The 3,908-nt window shown below is 54.0% G+C and carries 6 protein-coding genes; 2 read left to right on the top strand and 4 right to left on the bottom strand.

The features are described from left to right. Both L691_RS0127395 and L691_RS32385 read right to left on the bottom strand, forming a co-directional pair. Positions 1-295 (bottom strand): ATP-binding cassette domain-containing protein (locus L691_RS0127395; RefSeq protein ID WP_025693370.1); only part of this gene is annotated, 295 nt, incomplete at its 3' end. Between the two features lie 147 nt (positions 296-442). Beyond that, positions 443-607, bottom strand: a complete 165-nt coding sequence (locus L691_RS32385; protein ID WP_156934364.1) for a hypothetical protein — start codon at positions 605-607, stop codon at positions 443-445. A gap of 198 nt (positions 608-805) precedes the next feature. Here L691_RS32385 and L691_RS0127385 point away from each other — a divergent pair, with 198 nt between their 5' ends. After that, entirely contained in the window at positions 806-1,186 is a 381-nt protein-coding gene (locus L691_RS0127385; RefSeq protein WP_025693369.1) for a PH domain-containing protein, read from the top strand. Between the two features lie 53 nt (positions 1,187-1,239). Here L691_RS0127385 and L691_RS0127380 read toward each other — a convergent pair whose 3' ends face one another. Next, positions 1,240-1,779, bottom strand: coding sequence for a chromate transporter (locus L691_RS0127380; RefSeq protein WP_025693368.1), 540 nt, complete (start codon positions 1,777-1,779; stop codon positions 1,240-1,242). Then, entirely contained in the window at positions 1,780-2,364 is a 585-nt protein-coding gene (locus L691_RS0127375; RefSeq protein ID WP_036738604.1) for a chromate transporter, read from the bottom strand. A 388-nt stretch (positions 2,365-2,752) separates the two neighbouring features. On the opposite strand from L691_RS0127375, the gene ggt reads away from it, so the two are divergent. Further along, positions 2,753-3,908, top strand: a 1,156-nt coding sequence (ggt, locus tag L691_RS0127370; RefSeq protein ID WP_025693366.1) for a gamma-glutamyltransferase, incomplete at its 3' end; no start/stop codon positions are given.

Genomic DNA, 3,908 nt, shown 5'->3' with positions numbered 1-3,908 from the left:
CCCGCCCCTGCCATGCCAGCGGCTCGGCAAAGCTGCGCTGCAGGACCGCGTACACCGTATCCTCGCCGCCTTCCTGAATTTGGGCCAGCAGCCCGACCACGCTGCCTCTGCGGATAGCGATTTGTCCCGAGTCGGGTGCTTCTTCACCGCTTAGAAGGCGGAACAAGGTCGTTTTGCCACAGCCGTTGCGGCCGATGAGTCCGACCTTTTCGCCCTGGCGGACGGAAAATGAGACATCGCTCAGCACAAGCTGGGCGCCATGGTATTTTTGCACATTTTGACATTGAATAATCATAGGGATTCTCCTTTAACAGCTTCAGCGGTGTGAAAAACCGAAGAGCTTGTGATATCAAAGGAAACGCCCCTGCCATCTTACATGGAAGGACAACATAAAAAGACCGCAGGGAAACGTTCCCCGCAGCCTTGTTCGTCCGTGTCCGGTTTAAGGTTGACGGTCGGAAGGCAGGAAAGACATTTCTGGGTAGTCGGGCGTTATGATTTTGGCAAAAAAGGACAGACCTCTCCCGTTAACACCAAAAGCATGAACGATGCCCGCCATTGCGATAGGCAAACGGCCGACCATGTTACCCAGACCCTCATAATTCATCTTTCCTCACCTCCCTCTTAACAAAGTTACCTTCATATTAAATAAAAAATTTACAGTTAGCAAGCATAATTTTCCGGAAAAATCCAAGAGTGATCCGTTCACGTCTCCGATTAATTGCATACCCATCGTTATTCTTCGATATGAATGGGGTATGGGCGGCAAGATGCCCCATCTCGGCAATTAGAAGGAGGAAGGCACATGGCTTTTTTCGACGGTTTGCTCGGCAATGCGTCTCAGGTGGATCTTGGTGCGGCCCGCAAGGAATTCGGAAAAATTTTGGCTCCGGGGGAACAAATCGAACGGGCGTACCGGCTGATCCGCGACATGTTCATTTTTACGGATAAACGGCTCATACTGATCGACAAGCAGGGCGTGACCGGTAAAAAGATCGCATACCACTCTATCCCTTACAAAAGCATTACGCATTATTCCGTGGAGACGGCGGGACATTTCGATCTGGATGCGGAGCTGTATCTTTTCGTGTCGGGCAGCACGATGCCGCTTAAAAAAACGTTTAACAAGAGCGTGAATATTTACGAGGTGCAGGCGGTGCTGTCCCAGTATATTTTGAAGCCCTAACTAAAAAACGGCCGCGATATCCCTTTGCAGGGACGCAAACCGTTGTCGTGCCGTTATACCCAGTACCGGAGAATAAATCCTCCATAGATAAAAGCAACCAGAATGACGAGAGCAGGGTGGATCTTGCGCCGTTCCATCGCCCAAAAGGAGACCGCAGCGATAATCAGAGTCTGCCAGATGCCAATGGAGGCCAGCGGCCCTTTGCTCATCTGCCAGGTCAAAATAACCATCATAATTGCGATGACCGGCTGAACCAGAAGCGTCATGCCTTTGACAATCGAGGACTGCCGGTATTTCTGGAGCAGGCGGATCATAGCGATCAGGGCGGCGGCGGAAGGCAGCACGGTGGCCAAAAGCGCCAGAATGGCTCCAACCCAGCCGTAGATTTCAAAGCCGACATAAGCCGCTACTTTGGTGGCGATCGGTCCAGGGAGCGCGTTGCCCAACGCTAACATGTTGGTAAACTCAGAGTTACTCAGCCAATGGTAATGCGGTACAATTTCTGTATACATCAGCGGGATGGAGGAAGGACCGCCGCCATAACCCAGCAGATTGGCGATAAAAAAGCCTAAAATCAGATCTAGCCATTCCATCTAAGGCGTCCCTCCATTTCGTTCCTGTTTGCGGCGGAGACTGGCCACAGCCCGGTAATGCACCGTACCGTAAGCGAGAAACAGCACGATGACGATAGCCGGATGAACATGCAGCACTTGAAGCAGCAGCAGGGCTAGCAGCATAAAGGCGATGCCGGCTGCGATGCCTAGCCCCTTGACTGCTTTTTTCGCAAATTCATAAGCCATTACACCGAGCATGACGGCGATAACAGGCGAGACGGCGGCAATCATTCCCTTAACGACCTTGGAGCCTGCCAGGTAATTGACGGCGGACAGCAGCAGGATCATGGCAAGGACGCTGGGCAAAATATGCGCAACTACGGCAAAGAATGCTCCCAGGCCCCCTGCGCGTTTGTATCCTAAATAAGCGGCCATTTTGGTGGCAATCGGTCCGGGAAGTGCGTTGGCCAGCGCCAGCGTTTCTCCGAATTCTTCGTCGCTGATCCAGCCGTAGCGGATAACGGCATCGTGGCGGATCAGCGGGATGACCGAGGGGCCCCCGCCGTAGCCGAGAATTCCGGTGCGGACCATTGAGACTCCAAGCTCTATATAGTCTTTGTTCATTGGTTTCAAACCGTTTCCTCCTTATAATTGTGAAAAGTACATTATATACAAACCGTATGAATACCCCCATATTATATTTCTTTTTGCATCCTCCGAGTGATAACTTTGTGCATGGCTCACAAATCAGGCGTGCAGCATTAGCGTTCTGTACGCTTCCGGTTGACTTCAAGCAGCCGTGTAAGGTTAAATGACAATAATTCATTTGGCTAATGCCTTTTATGTCAGTTTTGCAAAACATAGGGTCTATGCTTACGATGCCAGTTTTGACGAAGATCATTCAGGAAGTTAGTTCATTACGCAAAACTTAAAGCCCATGCTTACGAAGCCAGTTTTGCTGAAGCCTATTCAAGAAGTAAATTCACTTAGCAAAACTTTTAGGAGGATCAAAATGATAAAACGACCGGTGACCGGCACGAAAACGATGGTAGTCAGCCCGCACCATTTGGCGTCCGCTGCGGGAGCGCGGATTCTGCAAAAGGGCGGCAACGCTTTTGACGCTGCGGTGGCTGTCAGTTCGGCGCTTGCGGTCGTCTACCCGCATATGACGGGCCTTGGAGGCGATGCGTTCTGGCTGGCTTACAGCGCCGATGAAGGCCGCGTCCAGGCCTACAACGGCAGCGGCCGCTCGGGCTACGGGGTGCACCGGGGCCGCTACGCCGGAGAGGCCGCGATCCCGCGAAGAGGTGTACGCAGCGCGATAACGGTGCCCGGCATGGTAGACAGCTGGGATGCGATCCTGAGCCGGTACGGCCGCCTTCCGCTGGCGGAGGTGCTGGAGGCCGCATTCGATTACGCGGCCGGAGGCTTTCCGCTGTCGCCGGACCAGCACGGCAACACGATACATGCCGGTGCAGCGCTGTCTCCCGAAGCGGCGGCCATCTATATGCCGGGCGGACGGGTTCCAAGGCCCGGGGAGAAGTTCGTACAGAAGGAATTAGCCCGCACGCTGTCTATTCTGGCTGCCGGGGGGCGTGACGCCTTCTATAAAGGGGAAATCGCCAAGGCCATCTGCGACGGTATGGCAGAGGCTGGCGGATATTTGATCCGCGAGGATTTTGCCGATCACCGGGGCAACTGGTGCGATCCGATCTCATCGGATTATCACGGGTATACCATCTACCAGGCTCCGCCTAATTCGCAGGGATTCGCCGGGCTGATGGCGCTGAATATATTGGAGCGCTTTAACTTCGCTGGAATTCCGCATGGTTCTTATGAATATTATCATCTGCTTGTTGAGGCGATAAAGGCCAGCTTCCGCGACCGCGACGCCGTGCTCACCGATCCGGAATTCAATGAGATTCCGCTGGGCCGCCTGCTGGATAAGACTTACGCCGCAGAGCTTGCCGTGTCCATTTCGCCCAGCCGGGCGGCCGATCTGGCGAGTGAGCCGACCGGCCGGGACACAGCCTACGCGGCGGTTGTGGATGCTGAAGGCAATGCGGTTTCCTTCATTCAAAGCCTGTACTTCGAATTCGGGTCGGGAGCCGCTCCGGGCGGCGCCGGTGTTCTGCTTCAGAACCGGGGCTCCTTCTTTTCACTGGACT

Source organism: Paenibacillus zanthoxyli JH29 (assembly GCF_000520715.1).
Lineage (GTDB): Bacteria > Bacillota > Bacilli > Paenibacillales > Paenibacillaceae > Paenibacillus_AQ > Paenibacillus_AQ zanthoxyli.
Note: the sequence above shows the minus strand (reverse complement) of the source record. Positions and strands in the feature narration are given on the sequence as shown.